A 1,271-nucleotide genomic window follows, 5' to 3' on the forward strand; every position below is an offset into this window, starting at 1 on the left:
GCATCAGGTGATACAGGGTGGGTGGCCCGCCTGATCGTGGATTTTGGTGCGGAACGGACCGTCGGGTGGGCAGGTTTCCGCGGTCCTCCTGATTCTTCAGGGATGGTGGAAATTGGGTATGCCGTGGATCCCGTTCACCGGCGGAAAGGCTATGCCAGGGCCGCTCTTGTCATCCTTTTGGAGAAGGCTGAAGCTTTCCCGGAAGTCCGCACAGTGCGGGCCAGTCTGAGCGTTGACGACCGGCTTTGCCAGCAGCTTGTGACCCAGTACGGTTTCAGGGACATCGGAGAGCAAGAAGATGAGCAAGACGGGCTGGAAACTATTTTCGAGCTAACCTTCCCCTCCGATACGCGCCTTTCCACGCCTCAGCAGGAAAGCGACGACCCCACGACGGGGTCATCGGAAAAGACAGCCCGAACACCCCGAGGACACCAGGAGCCGGGCGAACCCGCGCACCCGAGGACGTCTTCATCGTTACGTCGACGTCTTGTCACCTTCGTCCGGAACCTCACCAGCCGATAATCACCACAAATCGGCGGAAACGGTATGAGTTCTAAGCGAGGGGGCTACCGCGGCGGCCATAAATTCTTCGAGCGACCCTCTCTGTCAACCTTGGATAAGGCACCGGGATCGTCCCGAATAGGGGCGTGTGGCGGCTGGACAGTGAGCAGGTTACCGCCGCATCAGGTGATACAGGGTGGGTTGCCCGCCTGATCGTGGATTTTGGTGCGGAACGGACTATCGGGTGGGCGGGGTTCCGTGGTCCTCCTGATTCTTCAGGGATGGTGGAAATTGGGTATGCCGTGGATCCCGTTCACCGGCGGAAAGGCTATGCCAGGGCTGCCCTTGTCATCCTTCTGGAGAAGGCTGAAGCCCTCCCGGAAGTCCGCACAGTGCGGACCAGTCTGAGCGTCGATGACCCGCTCTGCTGGCGGCTGGTGACCCAGTACGGTTTCGTGGACGTCGGAGAACACGAAGATGACCAGCGCGGGCCGGTCACCGTCTTCGAACGAACTCTTTCATCCCTTAGGTCCTCTTCAAAACCTCAGCAGGAAAGCGACGACAGCACGACCAAGTCACCGAAAAGAGCAGTGGAGGCTCCGGTAGGCCGTGAGGAGCCGGACGCGTCCGTTCACCCGGTAGCGGCTCCTTCCTTACGTCAACGCCTTGCAACCTTTGTCCGGAACCTCACCCGCTGATAATTATCACAGGCTGATACGAACCGTCACGGGTGTTTCACGCAATGGGTCACCGTGCCCGGGCGGCAGGAA

General features: G+C 60.0%; 2 protein-coding genes. Both read left to right on the top strand.

Annotation, left to right across the window (positions count from 1 at the left end):
- Nucleotides 1-522: GNAT family N-acetyltransferase (locus Y704_RS22570; RefSeq protein WP_155850182.1), on the top strand; the 522-nt coding region annotated here is incomplete at its 5' end.
- A 125-nt stretch (nt 523-647) separates the two neighbouring features.
- Nucleotides 648-1,199 carry a GNAT family N-acetyltransferase gene (locus Y704_RS22575; protein ID WP_162149358.1) on the top strand — a complete coding sequence of 184 codons (552 nt, stop codon included), beginning with the start codon at nt 648-650 and terminating at the stop codon, nt 1,197-1,199.
- Nucleotides 1,200-1,271: the final 72 nt, after the last annotated feature.

It is taken from the genome of Arthrobacter sp. Br18 (genome assembly GCF_000520555.1).
Classification (GTDB): domain Bacteria; phylum Actinomycetota; class Actinomycetes; order Actinomycetales; family Micrococcaceae; genus Arthrobacter_D.